Origin of the sequence: Alcaligenes sp. SJTW-7, from assembly GCF_047716895.1 — a bacterium.
In the GTDB taxonomy this organism is placed as follows: Bacteria; Pseudomonadota; Gammaproteobacteria; order Burkholderiales; family Burkholderiaceae_B; genus Alcaligenes; species Alcaligenes ammonioxydans.
Genome location: NZ_CP136682.1, coordinates 2948740 through 2969059 on the forward strand (window position 1 = coordinate 2948740; position 20320 = coordinate 2969059).

At 54.5% G+C, this 20320-nt stretch carries 15 protein-coding genes, 2 tRNA genes, 3 rRNA genes and 1 other RNA gene; 10 read left to right on the forward strand and 11 right to left on the reverse strand.

Going from position 1 to position 20320, the window contains the following annotated elements:
* The first annotated feature begins 216 nt into the window (after positions 1–216).
* From RSQ48_RS13375 to RSQ48_RS13385, 3 genes are all read left to right on the forward strand, one after another.
* Entirely contained in the window at positions 217–495 is a 279-nt protein-coding gene (locus tag RSQ48_RS13375) for an SWIB/MDM2 domain-containing protein (protein WP_003803072.1), read from the forward strand.
* Between the two features lie 106 nt (positions 496–601).
* Positions 602–2047 (forward strand): cryptochrome/photolyase family protein, encoded by a 1446-nt coding sequence (locus RSQ48_RS13380; RefSeq protein WP_240209414.1) that lies wholly within the window; start codon positions 602–604, stop codon positions 2045–2047.
* An 18-nt stretch (positions 2048–2065) separates the two neighbouring features.
* Positions 2066–2644: a hypothetical protein gene (locus RSQ48_RS13385; RefSeq protein WP_051010451.1), complete on the forward strand. Its 579-nt coding sequence runs from the start codon at positions 2066–2068 to the stop codon at positions 2642–2644.
* A gap of 158 nt (positions 2645–2802) precedes the next feature.
* Here RSQ48_RS13385 and RSQ48_RS13390 read toward each other — a convergent pair whose 3' ends face one another.
* From RSQ48_RS13390 to RSQ48_RS13415, 6 genes are all read right to left on the reverse strand, one after another.
* Entirely contained in the window at positions 2803–3168 is a 366-nt protein-coding gene (locus RSQ48_RS13390) for a DUF4870 family protein (RefSeq protein WP_003803067.1), read from the reverse strand.
* 753 nt (positions 3169–3921) lie between these two features.
* Positions 3922–4034, reverse strand: a 5S ribosomal RNA gene (rrf, locus tag RSQ48_RS13395).
* A gap of 179 nt (positions 4035–4213) precedes the next feature.
* Positions 4214–7098: ribosomal RNA gene (locus tag RSQ48_RS13400) — 23S ribosomal RNA — on the reverse strand.
* Between the two features lie 378 nt (positions 7099–7476).
* Positions 7477–7552 (reverse strand) — tRNA-Ala (locus tag RSQ48_RS13405).
* A gap of 11 nt (positions 7553–7563) precedes the next feature.
* Positions 7564–7640, reverse strand: a tRNA-Ile gene (locus RSQ48_RS13410).
* 93 nt (positions 7641–7733) lie between these two features.
* Positions 7734–9270, reverse strand: a 16S ribosomal RNA gene (locus RSQ48_RS13415).
* Together the 16S, 23S and 5S rRNA genes with 2 tRNA genes alongside form the textbook arrangement of a ribosomal RNA operon.
* A 2060-nt stretch (positions 9271–11330) precedes the next feature.
* Here RSQ48_RS13415 and RSQ48_RS13420 point away from each other — a divergent pair.
* The 4 genes from RSQ48_RS13420 to RSQ48_RS13435 all read left to right on the forward strand — a co-directional run bounded on the left by RSQ48_RS13420 (position 11331) and on the right by RSQ48_RS13435 (position 14828).
* The gene (locus RSQ48_RS13420) at positions 11331–12296 is read left to right on the forward strand and encodes a sulfurtransferase (protein ID WP_003805566.1); all 966 of its coding nucleotides are present in this window, start codon (positions 11331–11333) and stop codon (positions 12294–12296) included.
* Positions 12297–12313: 17 nt separating this feature from the next.
* Entirely contained in the window at positions 12314–13420 is a 1107-nt protein-coding gene (locus tag RSQ48_RS13425; RefSeq protein ID WP_415301881.1) for a YeeE/YedE family protein, read from the forward strand.
* An 11-nt stretch (positions 13421–13431) separates the two neighbouring features.
* A complete protein-coding gene (locus tag RSQ48_RS13430; protein ID WP_162829370.1) occupies positions 13432–13596 on the forward strand; it encodes a hypothetical protein in 165 nt (54 codons plus the stop codon).
* Positions 13597–13847: 251 nt separating this feature from the next.
* The gene (locus RSQ48_RS13435; RefSeq protein ID WP_415301882.1) at positions 13848–14828 is read left to right on the forward strand and encodes a hypothetical protein; all 981 of its coding nucleotides are present in this window, start codon (positions 13848–13850) and stop codon (positions 14826–14828) included.
* Here RSQ48_RS13435 and msrA read toward each other — a convergent pair.
* Complete coding sequence (gene msrA / locus RSQ48_RS13440; RefSeq protein ID WP_059318322.1) at positions 14825–15355, reverse strand: peptide-methionine (S)-S-oxide reductase MsrA; 531 nt, start codon at positions 15353–15355, stop codon at positions 14825–14827. The two genes, RSQ48_RS13435 and msrA, sit on opposite strands and share 4 nt — an antisense overlap.
* On the reverse strand, positions 15352–15720 hold the full coding sequence (locus tag RSQ48_RS13445) for a c-type cytochrome (protein WP_230406194.1): 369 nt from the start codon (positions 15718–15720) through the stop codon (positions 15352–15354). Before RSQ48_RS13445 ends, msrA begins: the two co-directional genes overlap by 4 nt.
* Before the next feature lie 84 nt (positions 15721–15804).
* Here RSQ48_RS13445 and lgt point away from each other — a divergent pair, with 84 nt between their 5' ends.
* Positions 15805–16593 (forward strand): prolipoprotein diacylglyceryl transferase, encoded by a 789-nt coding sequence (gene lgt, locus RSQ48_RS13450; RefSeq protein WP_039944118.1) that lies wholly within the window; start codon positions 15805–15807, stop codon positions 16591–16593.
* A gap of 67 nt (positions 16594–16660) precedes the next feature.
* Here the strand turns inward: lgt and ssrS are convergent.
* The 3 genes from ssrS to RSQ48_RS13465 all read right to left on the reverse strand — a co-directional run bounded on the left by ssrS (position 16661) and on the right by RSQ48_RS13465 (position 17617).
* Positions 16661–16844: non-coding RNA, 6S RNA (ssrS, locus tag RSQ48_RS13455), on the reverse strand.
* A gap of 53 nt (positions 16845–16897) precedes the next feature.
* Positions 16898–17209, reverse strand: coding sequence for a cell division protein ZapA (locus RSQ48_RS13460; RefSeq protein WP_059318320.1), 312 nt, complete (start codon positions 17207–17209; stop codon positions 16898–16900).
* Between the two features lie 3 nt (positions 17210–17212).
* The gene (locus RSQ48_RS13465) at positions 17213–17617 is read right to left on the reverse strand and encodes a hypothetical protein (protein ID WP_003805579.1); all 405 of its coding nucleotides are present in this window, start codon (positions 17615–17617) and stop codon (positions 17213–17215) included.
* 342 nt (positions 17618–17959) lie between these two features.
* Between RSQ48_RS13465 and RSQ48_RS13470 the strand changes: the two genes are divergently transcribed.
* Positions 17960–18418: a tripartite tricarboxylate transporter TctB family protein gene (locus RSQ48_RS13470; protein WP_003805581.1), complete on the forward strand. Its 459-nt coding sequence runs from the start codon at positions 17960–17962 to the stop codon at positions 18416–18418.
* Positions 18419–18434: 16 nt separating this feature from the next.
* Positions 18435–19940, forward strand: a complete 1506-nt coding sequence (locus tag RSQ48_RS13475; RefSeq protein WP_336580150.1) for a tripartite tricarboxylate transporter permease — start codon at positions 18435–18437, stop codon at positions 19938–19940.
* The last annotated feature ends 380 nt before the right edge of the window (positions 19941–20320 follow it).

Sequence of the window (20320 nt, forward strand, 5' to 3'; positions counted from 1 at the left end):
GCTACCCGTGCCGCGCATGACAGACACGGCAATCCTGAGCCTGGCCGCAGCCTGTCCTGCCCTTGCCCGTAAACACGGGAAAATCTGCTTACAGACCTGCAAAGCGCAGGCTCACAAAGGGCTTGGACGTACAGGGAGTATCACGGTATGCTGACAGACAAGTCGTGCCCTAGCGCATAACCCGCCCCTTCAACTCGTTTCTCAGGAGTTCCGTTCATGGCCAGCACTGAAAAAAAGCCTGCTACCCGCAAACCCAATGCAGCCTTCATGAAACCACTCACTCCTAGCCCAACACTGGCTGCGGTGATTGGCTCCGACGCGCTACCGCGTACTGAAGTTACGAAGAAAATCTGGGAATACATCAAGAAGCACGATCTCCAAGACCCCAAGAACCGTCGCAACATCAATGCCGACGCCAAACTGCGTCCCTTGTTCGGCAAGGATCAGGTCTCCATGTTTGAACTGACCAAGCTGGTTAGCGCTCACCTGAAATAAGCAAAGGGTGCCCAGGCACCTCTGGCACTATCGGGCCGCGCCGCTGAGCTTTCAGCCGCGGCCCTTTTTCATCCTGCGGCATCCGGCCTTCTGTTTTACCGTCTTCATGTCGATTTCACTGCCTACCCCAACCATCCAAACGCCCCATGTACTGTGCTGGCTGCGTCGTGATTTGCGCCTGCAGGATCACGCTGCCTTGCACCACGCCTTACAAAGCGGACTGCCCGTTGCCTGTGTCTTTGTCTTTGACAGCACCATCCTGGACTCCTTGCCGGCCGATGACGTGCGCGTCGCGTTCATTCTCGACAGTCTGCAATCCCTCCAGGAGCAACTGCGCCAACATGGCAGCGAGCTGATTACCGTTCACGGCGACCCGGTACAGCAAATTCCCTTGCTGGCAAACCATCTGAATGCACAGACTGTTTATGCCAATGAGGACTACGAGCCGGCCGCCTTGACACGGGATCACGCAGTCAGCCAGTCCCTTGCCGCTCAAGGCCGAGTGCTAAAGCTGTTCAAAGACCAGGTAATCTTTGCACGCGATGAGATTCTGACACAGCAAAAGCAGCCTTATACCGTATTCACTCCCTACAAGCGCAACTGGCTGGCGCGTATTCAGCCAAGCGATATACAGGCGTATGACTGCTCACAGGGGCAATGGGCACCACTTCCCGCTCAGGCACTTCCGTGCTTGAAGGAGCTGGGTTTTCACGAAGAAGCTCGCACCAAACTACTCAGCCCTGCGGGCTGGCAAGGCGCACAGACCCTGCTGCAGCAGTTCGAACCAAGAATTCACGCCTATCACGAACGCCGAGACTTCCCAGCCAAACGGGGTGTCTCTTACCTGGCTCCGCACCTGCGCTTCGGCACACTGTCCATCCGTCAGGCAGTAGCACTGGCTTGGCCCAGCGACTCCGAAGGCGCAGCTACCTGGCTGAGCGAGTTGATCTGGCGCGAGTTCTACCAACAATTCCTGTGGCATCACCCCGAAACCGCACAAGAAAGTTTCAAGCCAGCTTATAAGAACCTTCCTTTTCCTAACCGCGACGACTGGTTCCAGGCTTGGAAGGACGGACAAACCGGCTACCCGATTGTTGATGCCGCCATGCGCCAATTGAATCAGTCAGGCTATATGCATAACCGCCTGCGCATGATCAGTGCGTCCTTTCTGGTGAAAGACCTGTTGATAGACTGGCGCTGGGGAGAACAGTATTTTGCCCAAAAACTGCTTGATTACGATATGGCTTCCAACGTGGGGGGCTGGCAATGGGCCGCTTCTACCGGCTGTGATGCCCAACCGTACTTCCGCATCTTTAATCCCATCACCCAATCGCGTAAATTTGACCCAGAGGGACAGTTCATACGACGCTATGTTCCTGAATTGGCGTCCTTGGATAAACAGGCGATTCACGCACCTTGGCAAGCCAAACAACTTCCCTTGGCATTTCGCCTGGGCCAACATTACCCGGCCCCGATTGTGGATCACGACACACAACGGCAACTTGCTTTGGCGCTATTCAAGCAGGCAGGAGAGCAAGAAGCAGCGGATTAAATACGTTTAAGGATAGGTATGTCAAACAGCTCCAGACCATCACCGCCAGCCAGCACCGCTGTAGTGCTGCAAAATTTGCAAGCCGCCCACCCCCAGGCCCAAGTGGCCGTCCTGGATTTCGCAAGCGACCATGCGGAAATAAGCCTGGCTCATAAAGGCGTGCCTGTTCACACCGAGCATTTTCCAGAACTGAGTGGCACCCAGTTGCTCTCCCACTGTTTTACCAACTCTCACTCCCGTGAGGCTCAGTTGGAACATGGTATTGAGCTTGTGGAAGACGCGATCATGCCAGCCAGTCTGGACCTGCGTCAATTCATGGTGTTTGCGACGGGAGAGTACGCCGAAGATCTGGGCGTCTGGCTTAATGAAGCTCAAGGCAGCGAACAGCACATCTTGAGTCGCGACATGATTGATGATCTGTTCACGCTGTATGCCGCCGCCAGCCAAGGAGCCATCAGCCTGAAGATGGTGAATGCAGGCTCCTTGGAAAATATCCATGAGCTGATCAATAATCAGAATCTTGGAATCTATCTTCTGCTACTGCGCGAGTGCATGCACCATATGCATATCGAGCAGGTTCACCTGTTGGCACCCTGATACCGGCTCAGCAGACAAAAGCCTGTCGGACCTGCCTCTCCACACGGGTCAAGCACGCACCAACACCCGCCTACACGTACAAAAAAAGGTGCTCATCAGAGCACCTTTTTTACTTTTCACCCGATCAGGGGCAAATCCTTGGAAAGGATGGTGTCACTTTAATAGTCGTGACCTAAAGCCTGCCCACCCGCCAAGGCTAACCAGCCTTTGATCAGACGGTGAATAATCCAGACCAGAGCCACCAAGGCGGTAACCCAACCGATAAAGATGGATGTCAGCAAGGCGCTCAAAACCATCCACAACAGGCCCCACCAGAACGTCTTGATAAGCCAGTCCAGATGACTGGCATAGATCGTGCCCGATGCGTCACCACGCTTGACGTAGGCCAGAATTACAGCTGCCACAGCCGCTGCACCGAAGATACCTGCACTAATCATAGCCAGAGAAAACAAGCCATAGCAGATGTGCGTGATCTTGCGCAGCGACAAGCCTGGTTCGAGCTCGGGGCTAATGGGCTGAGTCATTCGGTTCTCCTGAAACAAGCATTATCGATAACTATACCGAACTATTTTACCCATACTTTGGCGATTAACCGTATGACAGTGGCTGAGCTACCACCATGACCTTTGCAGAAGCAAACAATCGGCAGTAAACCTGACCGTACCTATATGCTCAAGCAGCATGCCCAAGCGGTGCATATCAGCTTGTTGATGCCCCAAGCTCCAACTTCCAACTGCATCAGGATGTTACTTGTACGATTGTTGATGTGGGTGGGGTGAGCGCAGGGAGGAGCGTACTCAGGGCGGTGGGCCTAGTTAGGGGCGGTCAGCGCGAGCAAGAGGCAGACCCAGGGGAGACGCCTTCGCCCTTGAGGCTTAAGGACACCCGTCGCCTCTGAGGAGTGCCGCGATCACCCGGCAGATAGACAACGGCTTGATGCGAGAGGGTGAGGTTCAGCAAGCCGCTAAGGCTGAACCCGCCCCTCGTAGGGCTGCCATCGTGCAGGTAGCACCCGCAGAGGACTAAACATCAACCCTCAAGCCCAGGAAGCATACGCAATGACCGACCCCCTCGGCTTAGGCCAAGAGACGTAGTCTGCAACAAGAAGGGATAGGCAGTGCCCAGAACGGGTTTGGGGAGGGGGTGGGGTACGCCTGAAGTCGTAGCTCAGGGGCCAGACGATCAGCATCGTTCAGGTGTGTCCGTCGCCGATGCGGTGGCGACCCATAAAACAAAACCCCCGCAAGGGATACTTGCGGGGGTTTTGAGCAATAAGAGCTTGACGATGACCTACTTTCACAGACGTCCGTCCACTATCATCGGCGCAAAGGCGTTTCACAGTCCTGTTCGGGATGGGAAGGTGTGGGACCACCTTGCTATGGTCGTCAAGCGTAACTGGTTGCCAGGCCGTCTTTAGGGGACGTCCCAGCCAATTGGAAGAAGCACACTGCCAGCGATCAGTACGGATCAGCTAGCAGCGGTTACGAAGGTGTCGAGCGCGGGTTGCGCTGCACTTCAATATTACGTTCTGTGGTCAACAACTTAACTCACTACAACCTCAAGGGTTATAGGATCAAGCCACACGGGCAATTAGTACTGGTTAGCTACATGCATTACTGCACTTCCACACCCAGCCTATCAACGTCCTGGTCTCGGACGACCCTACAGGGGGGTCAAGCCCCCGGGATACCTAATCTTCAGACGAGTTTCCCGCTTAGATGCCTTCAGCGGTTATCTCTTCCGTACGTAGCTACTCGGCAATGCCATTGGCATGACAACCGATACACCAGTGGTACGTCCACTCCGGTCCTCTCGTACTAGGAGCAGGCTCCGTCAAGTATCCAACGCCCACGGCAGATAGGGACCAAACTGTCTCACGACGTTTTAAACCCAGCTCACGTACCTCTTTAAATGGCGAACAGCCATACCCTTGGGACCGGCTACAGCCCCAGGATGAGATGAGCCGACATCGAGGTGCCAAACACCGCCGTCGATATGAACTCTTGGGCGGTATCAGCCTGTTATCCCCAGAGTACCTTTTATCCGTTGAGCGATGGCCCTTCCATACAGAACCACCGGATCACTATGTCCTACTTTCGTACCTGTTCGACTTGTCAGTCTCACAGTCAAGCACGCTTATGCCATTGCACTATCAAGACGATTTCCGACCGTCTCTAGCGTACCTTCGAACTCCTCCGTTACACTTTAGGAGGAGACCGCCCCAGTCAAACTGCCCACCATGCACGGTCCCCGATCCCGATAAGGGACCTAGGTTAGAACCGCAAACAGACCAGGGTGGTATTTCAAGGATGACTCCACGCGATCTGGCGACCACGCTTCAACGTCTCCCACCTATCCTACACAGGCCGGTTCACAATCCAATGCAAAGCTACAGTAAAGGTTCATGGGGTCTTTCCGTCTAGCCGCGGGGAGATTGCATCATCACAACCATGTCAACTTCGCTGAGTCTCAGGAGGAGACAGTGTGGCCATCGTTACGCCATTCGTGCAGGTCGGAACTTACCCGACAAGGAATTTCGCTACCTTAGGACCGTTATAGTTACGGCCGCCGTTTACCGGGGCTTCGATCAAGAGCTTGCACCCCATCACTTAACCTTCCGGCACCGGGCAGGCGTCACACCCTATACGTCCACTTTCGTGTTTGCAGAGTGCTGTGTTTTTAGTAAACAGTCGCAGCCACCGATTCACTGCGGCCTCTTCATGCTTTGTGCGCAGGCACATCACACTAATGAGGCATACCTTCTCCCGAAGTTACGGTATTAATTTGCCGAGTTCCTTCTCCTGAGTTCTCTCAAGCGCCTTGGAATATTCATCCCGTCCACCTGTGTCGGTTTGCGGTACGGTCTCGTAGAGCTGAAGCTTAGAGGCTTTTCTTGGAACTGCTTCCAGTTAGTTTAGAGCCGAAGCTCTATCCAGTCACACCCTTGAATTACGCACCCGGATTTGCCTAAGTGCCTTCTATGATGCGCCAACGGGGACATCCAACACCCCGATAACATTCTGCAATCCGTCCCCCCATCGCACTCTACGACGGTGCGGGAATATTAACCCGCTTCCCATCAGCTACGCATCTCTGCCTCGCCTTAGGGGCCGACTCACCCTGCGCCGATGAACGTTGCGCAGGAAACCTTGGACTTACGGCGAGGGGGCTTTTCACCCCCTTTATCGCTACTCATGTCAGCATTCTCACTTCCGATACCTCCAGCATTCCTCACGGAACACCTTCACAGGCTTACGGAACGCTCTCCTACCATGTGTACTAAAAGTACACATCCGCAGCTTCGGTCTATGGCTTAGCCCCGTTACATCTTCCGCGCAGGACGACTCGATCAGTGAGCTATTACGCTTTCTTTAAAGGATGGCTGCTTCTAAGCCAACCTCCTGACTGTCTATGCCTTCCCACTTCGTTTCCCACTTAGCCATAGTTAGGGACCTTAGCTGGCGGTCTGGGTTGTTTCCCTCTTGAGTCCGGACGTTAGCACCCGGTGCTCTGTCTCCCGTACTGTACTTGCCGGTATTCGGAGTTTGCCATGGGTTGGTAAGTCGCTGTGACCCCCTAGCCATAACAGTGCTCTACCCCCGGCAGTAATATACGAGGCACTACCTAAATAGTTTTCGGAGAGAACCAGCTATCTCCAGGCTTGTTTAGCCTTTCACTCCGATCCACAGCTCATCCCCTAATTTTTCAACATTAGTGGGTTCGGTCCTCCAGCACGTGTTACCGTGCCTTCAACCTGGCCATGGATAGATCGCCTGGTTTCGGGTCTACACCCAGCGACTGAATCGCCCTATTCGGACTCGCTTTCGCTACGCCTCCCCTATTCGGTTAAGCTTGCCACTGAATGTAAGTCGCTGACCCATTATACAAAAGGTACGCAGTCACACCACGAGGGTGCTCCTACTGTTTGTATGCATACGATTTCAGGATCTATTTCACTCCCCTTCCGGGGTTCTTTTCGCCTTTCCCTCACGGTACTGGTTCACTATCGGTCGATCACGAGTATTTAGCCTTGGAGGATGGTCCCCCCATATTCAGACAGGATTTCACGTGTCCCGCCCTACTTGTTCGATGCTTAGTTCCACGTACTGAATTTCGCCTACAGGGCTATCACCTGCTACGGCTGGACTTTCCATTCCATTCGACTATTCACTACGCTAAAACATCCAGGCTGGTCCGGTTTCGCTCGCCACTACTTCCGGAATCTCGGTTGATTTCTTTTCCTCGAGTTACTGAGATGGTTCAGTTCACTCGGTTCGCCTCCACATGCCTATGTATTCAGCATGGGATACCGTATTGCTACGGTGGGTTTCCCCATTCGGACATCTACGGATCAAAGCTTGTTTGCCAGCTCCCCGTAGCTTTTCGCAGGCTACCGCGTCCTTCATCGCCTGTGATCGCCAAGGCATCCATCATATGCACTTATTCGCTTGATCCTATAACGCTTGGTGCTGTTATAGGAATATGAGTATACGTTGTTGCCGTTCATCAATCCTTAGCTGTTATCCAATCCGAAGATCAGACAACGTCTATATTTTTGAGAACTTTCGTTGAACATAATTTGTTCTGTTGCAATCACAACCCGTGTATTGTCATCACAAGTCGACTAATCGTCTTGCGTTTATTAGACAACACACCTTCGTTGTGCTTCTTCCTAATTGTTAAAGAGCAATTCGTGGGTTGCATAACCCAACGAGCAGTATTCTTTAAAAAGAACACTCTTCGTTGAATCTAGCGCCAGGCAAACCGTTGTTTGTCTGTGCCCTATACTCTGTCATGAACCTTGCTGTATCGACAACCACCTACAAAAGCGGTGGTGGAGGATGACGGGATCGAACCGACGACCCCCTGCTTGCAAAGCAGGTGCTCTCCCAGCTGAGCTAATCCCCCGAGGTAATCGTTGGTGGGTCAAGTTGGAATCGAACCAACGACCCCCGCCTTATCAAGACGGTGCTCTAACCGACTGAGCTACTGACCCATCTATCACCAGTGGGCGATACCTTCAATGGTCATGACATAAACTAACAGCCAATAAGTGTGGACGCTTTCGCTTTGCGAGCCATTCGCTCTAAAAGGAGGTGATCCAGCCGCACCTTCCGATACGGCTACCTTGTTACGACTTCACCCCAGTCATGAATCCCACCGTGGTAAGCGCCCTCCTTGCGGTTAGGCTACCTACTTCTGGTGAAACCCACTCCCATGGTGTGACGGGCGGTGTGTACAAGACCCGGGAACGTATTCACCGCGACATTCTGATCCGCGATTACTAGCGATTCCGACTTCACGCAGTCGAGTTGCAGACTGCGATCCGGACTACGATCGGGTTTCTGAGATTGGCTCCCCCTCGCGGGTTGGCGACCCTCTGTCCCGACCATTGTATGACGTGTGAAGCCCTACCCATAAGGGCCATGAGGACTTGACGTCATCCCCACCTTCCTCCGGTTTGTCACCGGCAGTCTCATTAGAGTGCTCTTGCGTAGCAACTAATGACAAGGGTTGCGCTCGTTGCGGGACTTAACCCAACATCTCACGACACGAGCTGACGACAGCCATGCAGCACCTGTGTTCCGGTTCTCTTGCGAGCACTGCCAAATCTCTTCGGCATTCCAGACATGTCAAGGGTAGGTAAGGTTTTTCGCGTTGCATCGAATTAATCCACATCATCCACCGCTTGTGCGGGTCCCCGTCAATTCCTTTGAGTTTTAATCTTGCGACCGTACTCCCCAGGCGGTCAACTTCACGCGTTAGCTGCGCTACTAAGGCCTAACGGCCCCAACAGCTAGTTGACATCGTTTAGGGCGTGGACTACCAGGGTATCTAATCCTGTTTGCTCCCCACGCTTTCGTGTCTGAGCGTCAGTATTATCCCAGGGGGCTGCCTTCGCCATCGGTATTCCTCCACATATCTACGCATTTCACTGCTACACGTGGAATTCTACCCCCCTCTGACATACTCTAGCTCGGCAGTTAAAAATGCAGTTCCAAGGTTGAGCCCTGGGATTTCACATCTTTCTTTCCGAACCGCCTACACACGCTTTACGCCCAGTAATTCCGATTAACGCTTGCACCCTACGTATTACCGCGGCTGCTGGCACGTAGTTAGCCGGTGCTTATTCTGCAGATACCGTCAGCAGCATCCCGTATTAGGGGATGCCTTTTCTTCTCTGCCAAAAGTACTTTACAACCCGAAGGCCTTCATCATACACGCGGGATGGCTGGATCAGGGTTTCCCCCATTGTCCAAAATTCCCCACTGCTGCCTCCCGTAGGAGTCTGGGCCGTGTCTCAGTCCCAGTGTGGCTGGTCGTCCTCTCAAACCAGCTACGGATCGTTGCCTTGGTGAGCCTTTACCCCACCAACTAGCTAATCCGATATCGGCCGCTCCAATAGTGAGAGGTCTTGCGATCCCCCCCTTTCCCCCGTAGGGCGTATGCGGTATTAGCCACTCTTTCGAGTAGTTATCCCCCGCTACTGGGCACGTTCCGATATATTACTCACCCGTCCGCCACTCGCCACCAAGAGAGCAAGCTCTCTCGTGCTGCCGTTCGACTTGCATGTGTAAAGCATCCCGCTAGCGTTCAATCTGAGCCAGGATCAAACTCTTCAGTTTAATCTCTGTGGTTGTCCCGTCTTGCGACGAGACCGATTGTGTCTCAAAGAAAAATTCAGAGTTACACAAGGTAATTCTTCATCTTTCGTTTGTGAGCACTTGATACAAACTTGTGGCGATCCCCGAAGGGTTCGACTCGCTCATTCCAAGCGCCCACACTTATCGGCTGTTAATTGTTAAAGAGCAGTGACAGTTGCCTGTCGTTCCACTGACTAACCCGGCTGGCTCGTCGCGCTTGGCGCTTCGTGCCTTGCTGTGTTAGCAGCAGAGAAACGAGATTATGAAGCAGATCAGGCAGTGTGTCAAGCGTTTTTTTTGAAGAAGTTAGAAAGTTTTAAAACCGTCTAACTCGTCCCGCTTAAACCAGAACTTTCGTTCCGAACTACCTGACGAACAACCAACCGTAAGGCCAGCTATCCAACTTCACAAACAAGGGTAAATTTTCAGCGCTGTTTACAACCAGCTAAAAACTTAACGTTGCGTTCTCTGGAGCAGAACCTAGAACTTTAACACAGAATTTTCTGATTTGTCAAGCTCCGGGTTTTACACCGTGTCAGTTACCTGACTCAGTCATGCAAGCTTCGTTGCGGGCCTCTTGGCCAAGGCGGTGAATCTTGTCTAACTGCTCTCTGCGGCGCCTTGAGGGAAAACCCTGTGTGTGCTGCAGCGAGAAAAGAACTATAGCACGATGAAATTTGGCTTTGCAAGCTTTCTTTGGCATTTTTCTGGATATTTGAAGAGAGCAAACCCTGCAAAACGAGGTAGCTAATTGATAACTATGAAGAATCACCCTAAAAATAATTTTTAGATTAACTTCCGGTTTTTCCCCTGGTAGCGCGCCAGCCCATCCCTAGACTCAGATCATGGCCTAAGCAGCTATTTCTGTCGTGAAGAATCGCCGGATATTCTTCTGCCTCTCACCACTCTCTCCTCTATATAGAGGGAAAGTACATACCCTCCCCACGATCGTCACCAGTCCTAGTGCTTGCTTGCTTGCTTGCTTGCTTGCTTGCTTGCTTGCTTGCTTGCTTGCTTGCTTGCTTGCTTGCTTGCTTGCTGGCTGGCTGGCTGGCTGGAGGAAATACTGAGAAGGAGAAATATATAGATGGCGGCCCAGCAAAGGAACGGCTGCAAGAGCACGGCAGCAGCCCCTCCACTCCAATTAGTAGTGTCTGTATATAGATAGAAACTTGAGTGACCTCCAAGACCGAGCACTATTTAGGACTGTTAGCCGCTCGGAGCCCCGGAAAAAGGTGTTGGGTCGAGTCAGACGACTTGCCGCAGTCGGAGTTGCGATCGGGGTTACAAGCAGTCTGCTGTTTGAGCCCAAGGTTTGTGATTGGTCCGGGGGACCAATCGCTGTGCGAGTTCAGACTGCGCCCCGATGGTGACTCGGACAAGGGGACCGGCGTGTTGCGCCGGTAAGTAGTCCGCCTCAACACCCTGCCCCAGGGCTCCGAGTGGCGACCTATGCGGAACGGCTGGAACGATGAAAGCCACCCTCTATATAGATAAATCGTTCATCACTGCGACTCTACTTCCTATATGCATATAGGAGACGGGCCTCCCCAAGCGGTAATCCAGTCCTTGCCCCCTCTATCCCTCAATGCCCTTCAAAGTCCCTCTGAGTCTCAACCTCTTTGCCTCTAAGTCTCTAAGTCTCTAAGTCTCTAAGTCTCTAAGTCTCTAAGTCTCTAAGTCTCTAAGTCTCTAAGTCTCCATCCATGAGAACACCAAACACATACCCCCTCTCTTATAAAAACCGCTCTGCCTTCTCTCATCTATAAAGCTGCCTCTCTGTAGACACGCTCTATAAGGAGAGAAAACAAAGGCACACTGACCTGATAGATAGACCCAATCACATAAACACAATCGCCCCCAAGGCGAACTCCAAGCGAAGCCCCCCTTCCTCTCTACTCTATATAGATAGACCGCCCCCCTTACACCTCCAAGCAATAAGCTAATCCCCAATTCATTGTTATTTTCTGTCGCTGCGTTCATTACCATTCCTTATGCCTTTAATCCTCTAAGCAGCACCCTGCTTACTCAAGTGAGTAATAATGATCAGACCTCTCCTCATCTCCCTGGCATTTGCCTTCAGCACGGTTCTGACACCGTCTGTGTCCGCAGAACCAAGCGCAGCCGAAGGGGCTTCCAAACCAGCCCCGCTGATTTCAGCTACCGACCTGGCAAACCAGCTGGATCAGAAAAACCTGCGTATTCTAGATATCCGTACAGATAAGGAATACGAAGCGGGCCATGTACCCGGCGCTGTTCACACCCCTTACGGCGCCTATCGCGGCCCAGCCGAAAACGCAGGCGCGCTGCGCTCCGAGGCTGACCTGTCGGCTCTTTTCAGCAAAGCAGGAATCTCCCCAGACAGCTATGTGGTCGTCACGTACGCAGGGGCCAACCCCACAGACTTTGGCGCAGCGGCGCGTGTGTACTGGACCTTGAAAGCTGGAGGCCTGACACAGTTGTCCATTCTGGACGGCGGCCTGCAAGCCTGGGAAGCCGAAGGTAAACCACTCAGCAAAGACACGCCCACCATCACCCCTACCGACTTCAGCTACCACTACAACAAGGACATGGTTGTCAGCACACAGGAAGTGGCCGACTACATCAAGAACGGCCAAGCCCCAGTCTTGCTGGATGCTCGCCCGAGCGAATTTTTCAACGGTGAGAAGCGTGTTGACGCCGCCGCTCGTTACGGCACTTTGCCGGGCGCACGGGAACTGGATTTCAACAGCTTCTTTCGAAGCGACAAACCTATCCTGAAAGACACCAGCGAAATCGTGGCAATCGTCAAAGAGCAAGGGCTGAATGACAAACCCACTGTCTCGTTCTGCAACACCGGGCACTGGGCGGCCACTAACTGGTTTGTCCTGTCCGAGCTGGCTGGCAACCCGAATGTGAAACTCTATCCTGAATCGGTTGTGGAATGGAGCCGCAGCAACCTGCCCATGGATAACCAGCCCTCACGCTTTGAGGTCCTGAAACTCGATGCCAAGCGCGCCCTTAATTAACGAGTTGGTATTCGATCATGCTTTATCTGACTAGACTGGGCTTTATCCTGGCCAGCCTGGCCCTGGTTGTCGGGGTCGCACTGGTAGGAGGCCTGCGCCAAGGGCTGCTTGCCTTGTTGGGCATCGGCTTTGGAGCCGTGCTGCAAGGAGCCCGTTTCGGTTTCACGACCGGCTGGCGCAACTATATCGAGCGTCGAGATCCTCAAGGCATCTGGGCACAAATGCTCCTGCTGGTCTTGGCTGCCGCCTTCACCCTGCCCTTGATCGCCGATAGTGGTGGCGAACTGGTCGGCGCGATTGCTCCCTTGACCATTAGCCTGGTGCTGGGCGCTTTTCTATTCGGCGCAGCCATGCAACTGGCTGATGGCTGCGGTTCGGGCACCCTGTATAAAGCAGGTGCTGGCGCACCCATTTCTTTCGCCGTCCTGCCCACCTTTGCCATAGGCAGCTTTCTGGGTGCCTCACACCAGCCGGGCTGGATCGCCTTGGGTGGCTTGCCCGCCATTGACCTGAACACTTCCTTGGGGTGGCCCACGGCCTTGCTCATCACCGTGCTGGGCTGCGCCGCCGTATCCTGGCTGGTCGCTCGAGGCGCACGCTGCCATCAGAACGAGCACAAGAGCCAACCGGCAAAATGGGAAATGCGCTGGTGGATGGGGGCCTTGCTGCTGGCCGTCTTGTACGCCATCCACATGATCGTGGCCGGCCAGCCCTGGGGTATCGTCTACGGTATCGGGCTATGGGGCGCCAAAGTGTTTTCGGCATTGGGCTGGTCCCCTGTCGGCGATGCATTCTGGGGCGTAGCTCCTCATGCACAACGCCTGGCTGAACCCGTCTTGGCTGACGTTACTTCGGTCACCAACTTTGGCTTGATCCTGGGCGCCATGGCTGCCTCTCGCTGGAACCACCCTGCCAACTTCAAATCACCCAATTCCCGCACCCTGTGGGTCGGGGCAATTGCAGGTCTGGTCATGGGCTACAGCGCGCGCATGGCTTTTGGCTGCAATGTGGGCGCCTTTCTGGGAGGCATTGCCTCGGCCAGCATCCATGGCTGGGTCTGGTTTGCCTTGGCCTTTGCCGGGTCTATCTTAGGCGTGCGCATTCGTCGCCGCGTTAATCCTTGAGTCGCGCAAGCATGAGCAAAACTACTTTCCGCCTTATTACCAGTAGCTTCTGGCTGCTCGTCGTCGTTTTAGTTGTAATGGACAGCCTGCAAGACTACCCCTACCGTCCCGAACCCGCCCCCATTGCCTGGGGTAGCGGTCAAGCCGCCAGCGGTGGCCACTGCTCGGGCCGTTAAACAATCCAGCCCACTGGCTTGACACGCCCCCTGATGGGATGAAAAGCAGACAGCCGTAATGCAGGCTGCCACAGCTTTCACCCTTGGGGGCTTTTTATTGTCCACATGACGTTGCGCTTTCCCCATGACGGCATGTAAATAAACAGATCTGCTGCCGGGTGCCATAGTTAAGCAGGCGACACAGCGCGACAGGGCCACCCCGTTGACGTGCTAGCATCAGGCTCGTTCCCGCCCTGACGATGTATCTACTCATGCTGAACTTCCTTAGCACTACCCTTAGCCGCAGCTTGCGCATGTTCTATACCGTCGCCCGAATCATGCTGCCCATCATGATTGTCGTGCGCGTCGCGGCGCAATGGGGCTTGATTGAGCAAGCCGGAAAGCTGATCGGCCCGATCATGGGGCTGGCTGGACTGCCTGCCGAGGCCGGTATTGTCTGGGCCACGACGGCATTGGCCGGCATTTACGCTGGAATAGGCTCCATGGCCGCCTTGGGCGACAGCTTGAGTCTGAACGCCGCCCAGATCAGCGTCCTGGGCACCATGATGCTGTTTGCGCACAATATGCCCATGGAACAGGCCATTGTGCGCCGCGCCGGGGCCAGCTTCTGGTTCACCGCCGGGCTGCGCATTGCCTGCGCCTTGCTCTATGGCTGTGTCCTGTCCTGGGGCCTGAGCAACGCCGGACTCTTGCAGGAGCCTGTTTCCCTGGCCTGGCTTTATGGCCAATCCAATGCCACACAGGGTGGCTGGCAAGGCTGGATGGACTGGCTGCAAGGAACGGCCAGCTCTCTATTCATGACTTGGCTGATTATTCTCGGCTTGCTTTTGGTACTGTCGATTCTGGAGAAAATCGGCTTTACCCGCTTGCTGACCCGGCTCCTGCTTCCCTTATTACGCTTTTCCGGACTGGAGGAACGCGTCGCTCCCACGACAACGATCGGGGTCTTGCTGGGCCTGAGTTATGGCGGCGCCTTGATTATCGACGAGTCCCGCCAACAGAACTATAGCCCGCGCACCCGTTTGCTCGCGCTCTCGTGGCTATCACTTAGCCACTCCCTGATTGAAGACACCATTCTCATTCTAGCTTTGGGTGCCAATATCTGGATTGCGCTGGTCGGCCGGCTTGTCCTGACTTTGTTGATCATCGGCCTGATGGCACGCCTGACCTTGCCAGGCAGCGCCCTGTACAGGCGCTACCTGGCTCCGACCAGTTCTTGCCCGGATGCTTAACTTTTGACCAGCAGGTCTTGAAAGCGCTGATAAAACTTTTTGAGCTTGGGCGCAATCACCATCTGGCAATAAGCCTGCTCGGGGTTGCGCGCAAAATAGTCGTGATGATAGGCCTCGGCTTCCCAGAACGTGGAGCTGTCCAGAACATGCGTCACGATGGGTGCATCAAACTGGGACTTGATTTCCTCAATGACCTCAAAGGCCTGGCGACGCTGCTCGTCGTTCTGGCAAAAAATGGCAGAGGCATACTGCGGCCCTTGGTCTGCTCCCTGACGATCGGGGGTGGTTGGGTCGTGAGTCAGGAAAAACACTTCCAGCAAGTCCCGGTAGGAAATGACAGAAGGGTCGAACTCAACTTTAACCACTTCAATATGGCCGGTTTGTTTGCCACACACCTGTTCATAGGTGGGATGCTCTACGTGGCCGCCACAGTACCCCGGCACCACAGAATGCACACCCTGCAAGGCTTTAAAGACTCCTTCCGTGCACCAAAAACATCCACCGCCCAATATGGCTGTTTCCTTCATGAACTCTCCTTTGACGTCGTATTGGCTAGACTCAGCAGCCAGACTGCAATAGCTTGCGCTTGGTCGGCGCTGATGCGATTTTGAGCAGGCATGGGAATCGCTCCCCAGTTACCCCGGCTGCCCTGTTGAATCTGTCGCTGCAAATAAGCCAGGGTTTCTTGCCCTGGCCCTGGCGCATAACGTTGGGCAATCTCCCGAAAAGGAGGGCCAACCCGTTTACGATCCATCTGATGACAGGACAAGCACTGCGCCTGCACGAGATCCATCAGCGCTACCGTATCAGCCTTTGCGGGCGGATTAAAGATCAGCAATCCACAAAAAACTACTAATGGTAAACGGCTGGTCCAAGAGGCTGAATGCAGCATGATCCTTCCCTTACAATTTACCCAGCTCATGCCTGAGCTCGCAGTCACGCTATTATCTGATATTCATCTCTGTAATGGGCACGCATGTTAATTCACCCGCAGTTCGATCCCGTCGCCATACAACTTGGCCCCCTTGCCATTCATTGGTATGGCTTGATGTATCTAGTCGGCTTTGGCCTGGTGTGGCTGGCCGGTACGGCGCGCATTCGTGCGGGCTACGCTTTGCTCACCCGAAAAGATCTGGAAGACCTGATTTTTTACTGCGTTCTAGGGGTGGTGCTGGGCGGTCGGCTGGGCTATACGCTGTTTTATCAACCAGCCTATTACCTGTCACACCCTCTTGAAATTTTGTATGTCTGGCAAGGCGGCATGTCCTTTCATGGCGGTCTGATCGGGGTGCTGGTCACGATCGCGCTATTTGCCCGCAATCGTCACCGACGTTTTCTGGAAGTCAGCGACTTTCTGGCCCCTTTGATTCCGCTGGGACTGGCGGTTGGACGTTTGGGCAACTTTATCAACGGGGAGTTGTGGGGTCGCCCCAGCGACGCGCCCTGGGCCATGATCTTTCCCCAAGTGGACACCATCCCGCGCCATCCTTCACAGCTCTATGAAATGGCCCTGGAAGGCATCGCCCTGTTTATCCTGCTGTGGTGGTTCACACGCCGCCCACGTGCGGTAGGCCAGACCAGCGCTCTATTTCTGATCGGCTACGGTTTCTTTCGCTTCATGGTGGAATACACCCGCGAGCCTGATGGCTATCTGGGTCTGCTCAGTGCGGGTCTGTCGATGGGGCAATGGTTATCCCTGCCGATGATTGTGGCCGGACTAGCCTTGTACGCCTACGCCAGCAAACGGGGTGCCCAGCAGGGGTAAACCGTAACTAGCGAGGCAGATCCGAGACAAGAAAAAGCCCGTCCAGAATCTGGACGGGCTTTTTTGTAGGTGCCCCACCATTGCCGTCAAGACCGGCATCCTGGAACCGAGGGTCCAAGATCGGCTGTCATCAAGCCAGCTTCGGGTTCGTCGACGAGGACGATCGCTCCTACTGGCTAATCCAACAACCTGTATGCCAAAAGCATTGGTTCAAGGAATGTATGGTCGTGTCACGAACACGGCAGGGACTTACTGGGATGAAACGGCCCGCAAGGGACAACAAGGGACCGTATTCAAATCTGGTTCAACGCGATGTGCCCGAAGGCTCGATAACATCATCAATCATCGCGTGCATATCTTCAATTTTACGCTTGAAATCGCCAAAAGCAACATTAGCCAGCGGACCATCAGGTGCTTTAGCCGATAAAAATTCGCTGGCGATCTGAATAGCGGCCATAACAGCAATACGCTCGCTACCTGAAACACGCCCCGATGCCTTGATGGCCTGCATGCGCTGATCTACCAGTTTAACCGCATCGAGCAAACGGGCTTTTTCAGAGGGTGGGCAGGCCAAAGAGTAATCGCGGCCCAACAGGGAAATATCGACTCGTTCCATGACTTACTCCTGTACGGCCCCGGGTAAACGCATCAGGATCGAACCAATCTGGTCACGGGCCTGTCCTGCCACATCACGCAGCACTCCCATTCCCGCCCGAGCACTGTCCAGCTCGCGACGCAGGGCGAGCACCTGAGCCTGTTCCTGCTCCAGCAATCTTTTCAATTCTGCCTGTTCGGCTTGCGCCTGTTGCTGCACCACATCCAATTGACGTTGATGCGAGGCAACACCGGTGGACAGGGACTCAAACTCGTCTTGCTGACGCCGATTTTGCTGGCGCAGGGCGTCCAGCTCGGCATCCTGAGTTTTCAGACGAGCCAATAATTGAGCGCGTTCAGCGTGTAGCTGACGAGATTGCTCTACCAGTTGACCAATACGGTCAGCGAGAAAGTCGAGATCTTGCAACATGGGCCTTATCGTAAACCATTGCTAGCGTTACTGGGTAGAGGAATTTCATACTAATGATAACCTTTCACCCATCTTTCCATTACCTTTCAAATTTCTTTCAAAGCATGCCAACCCTCTCCCAACACGGTCCCAAAAAACCCTAATTTTCCGGAATTACCGGGAAAACCCTTAAAAACTAGGGTCAAGTCAGGGTTTTCAGTCTGCAAGTGCTCCATTACCATGCGTCACCCCTGTTCAATGCAGTCGGCACCGGCAGGGTTGTGGAGCAGAACTCCATCATAAAGAAGCTGACACAGGAAAAAGGAAAACTTATGCGCAAGGCAGACAAGGAGAATCCACCTTATGCAAATCAAAAATAAACAGGACTTCTGGTCCGGGGTCATGTTCGTGGTCGTGGGCGCCGCTTTCGCGCTGGGGGCCACCAGCTACTCGATGGGAACAGCCGCCCGTATGGGACCCGGCTACTTCCCCTTCTGGCTTGGTGTGTGCCTGAGCTTGTTAGGGGCGGTTGTCACCTTGAACTCCATGTCTCCCAAAGCGGAAAACACGGAGGTAGAGAAGTTTAACTGGAAAGTGGTCGTCGTTATCATCGGCGCCGTTGTCCTGTGCGGACTGACTCTGAACACCTTGGGGGTCTACGCCTCGATTTTCCTGCTTGTTCTGATCAGCAGCTTTGCCAGCCATGAGTTCAGCTGGCCTGTGGCGCTGGGCGCAGCCGTGTTTCTGGTGCTATTTGTCTGGCTGGCATTCATCAAGGGCCTGGGATTGGTATTTCCCTTGTGGCCGAGTTTTCTGGCCTGATTGGGGGTGAACGGAAATGGAATTATTTGACAACCTGATGCTCGGTTTTTCGGTCGCGGTGACGCCCGAAAACCTGGCCTACGCCTTGCTCGGCTGCGTGCTGGGCACTCTGATTGGTGTCTTGCCTGGCATCGGCCCTGTGCCAACGATTGCCATGCTGCTGCCCATCACCTATGTCCTGCCGCCCGTGGCTGGCCTGATCATGTTGGCCGGTATTTATTACGGGGCACAATATGGCGGGTCCACCACGGCCATTCTGGTTGCGCTGCCAGGAGAGACATCCGCCGTGGTCACCGTACTGGATGGCCACCAGATGGCACGTAATGGCCGGGCCGGCGCGGCCTTGGCGATTGCGGCCCTGGGCTCGTTCTTTGCCGGTTGCGTGGCGACGGTGCTGCTGGCCGCTTTTGCTCCTCCCCTGGCCGAAGTGGCTTTCAAGTTCGGACCGGCAGAGTATTTCTCATTAATGGTCCTCGGCCTGGTAGGAGCGGTCGTGCTGGCCTCCGGCTCCCTGCCCAAAGCCATCTGCATGATCCTGCTGGGCCTGCTGCTGGGCATGGTTGGTACCGATGTGAACTCCGGTGTGGCTCGTTACGACTTTGGTATTCCTGAGTTGCAAGACGGTATCGACTTTGCCGTGGTGGCCATGGGTGTGTTTGGTTTCTCAGAAATCATGAACAACCTGGAGCTGGGCGACCAACGTGTCGAAATCACGGGCAAGGTAGGCAGCCTGTACCCCAATAAACAAGAGTTCAAAGAGTGCTGGCCTGCCGTCATTCGCGGGACTGCGATGGGCTCGTGTCTGGGCATCTTGCCCGGTGGCGGTGCGGTTCTGTCCTCCTTTGCGTCCTACACGCTGGAGAAGAAAATTTCCAAAAACCCGGAGCGCTTTGGCAAGGGTCACCCTGCCGGTCTGGCCGGTCCCGAGTCGGCCAACAACGCCGCTGCTCAAACCTCCTTCATCCCGCTGCTCACACTGGGTATACCCGGTAACGCCGTGACGGCTCTGATGATTGGTGCAATGACCATTCACAACATTCAGCCTGGTCCGCAAGTGATGACCAGCCACCCTGAGCTGTTCTGGGGCCTGATCGCTTCCATGTGGATTGGCAACCTGATGCTGGTCATTCTGAACCTGCCTCTGGTTGGTCTGTGGGTGAAACTGCTCAAAGTGCCCTACCGTCTGTTGTTCCCTGCCATCCTGGTATTTTGTACGGTGGGGGTGTATTCGCTGAACTACAACGTGTTCGACATCCTGGTCACCGCCGCCTTCGGCTTTGTGGGCTATGTCTGGTCCAAGCTGCGCTGCGAGGGAGCCCCGTTGCTGCTGGGTCTGGTGCTGGGACCGATGATGGAGGAGAATTTCCGTCGCGCCCTGCTGCTGTCGCGCGGTGATTACACCACCTTCGTGACGCGTCCCCTGTCCCTGTCCCTGCTGGTTCTGGCGATCTTCCTGGTTATTGTGGTTGCCCTGCCATCCGTGAAGAAAAAACGCGAAGAAACCTTCGTGGAAGAAGACTAAACAACAGGCAGTACCCGCTCTGCGTGAACACGTTTCCGTGCTCACACAGGGCAAGAAAAAAACCAAGGCCCGATTCCCTCTCTCCACGGAATCAGGCCTTTTTTCTTGCCCGCCAGCTTTTCTCCAAGGCGCCCAACAAGAGGGAAAAGCATCTGGACCAGAGTGAGCCCGCCCTCTCGCCAAGGAGCAAGGCAGGCGAGCTATCATGCCGCCGTCTGTCTTGCCGCAGCTCGTCGTCCCAGCCTGGGGCAGGAGAAGCAGCAAGGCTCGCGCCGAGCGCTCTGCCCGGCACTTGAGCAATCCAGCCCCCTTCAATTCGCTGCCAGACGAGCAACACCGCCTGCACGCGTGCACCGCCTAAGCGCCCCCCCTACGCGCAC